This window comes from Legionella nagasakiensis (assembly GCF_900639915.1).
In the GTDB taxonomy this organism is placed as follows: Bacteria; Pseudomonadota; Gammaproteobacteria; order Legionellales; family Legionellaceae; genus Legionella_A; species Legionella_A nagasakiensis.
In genome coordinates this window covers 1-567 of record NZ_CAAAID010000046.1, presented here as the reverse complement: position 1 = coordinate 567, position 567 = coordinate 1, and the positions used below count along the sequence as shown (strand labels likewise).

Below are 567 nucleotides of genomic sequence, written 5' to 3'. Positions count from 1 at the left end.
GCCCTCGAACTACATCAAAGACCTTATGCTTTCTCAGGTCACATAAAGTAGTAGCAAAACCTTCCTTCTTACTAAAGAAATGCTCATCAATACCAAGCACTACAGGACAGGGCTTATTAAGTAACTCTCTATGTTGTTCTTCATAATGCCGCTGATACCAACGCTCTATAGTCGCTTTACCTTTCTTATAACGCTCCGATAAGTCTTTTTGAGAGACTCCTCGGCTATGCTCATGAAACACCGATGCCTGTGCCCGCCAAGTAGCTCGTTGATGTTTATTGATACCCGGGAATTGTTGATTACCATAGCGACAACACGCATAGCAATACAACTTATACGCTTTAAACCTTAATAGACTTCGTCTATGCCTGATGTGGTCAAGCAAATTTGTACACCCCAGTTAAGCGACGTTTTTCATTAACCCCCAGAACCTGTTTTCAAATTGATTCGGACTTTGATAATCCAAAAACGAATGCAACCTTTGATTATTATAAAACATGGTCATGTAATCCAGAATATCCTGTTTTGCCTCGCGTCTGGTTTGATAATTACGCCAATGAATTAATT

Annotated in this window: 1 protein-coding gene and 1 pseudogene; both read right to left on the bottom strand. The window is 40.0% G+C overall.

The genetic code is table 11. The annotated features are described in order from the left end of the window. A pseudogene (locus tag E1O52_RS13045) lies at nucleotides 1-373 on the bottom strand (helix-turn-helix domain-containing protein); the annotation flags it as partial. 27 nt (nucleotides 374-400) lie between these two features. Continuing rightward, nucleotides 401-567: IS3 family transposase (locus E1O52_RS13040; protein ID WP_165474755.1), on the bottom strand; the 167-nt coding region annotated here is incomplete at its 5' end.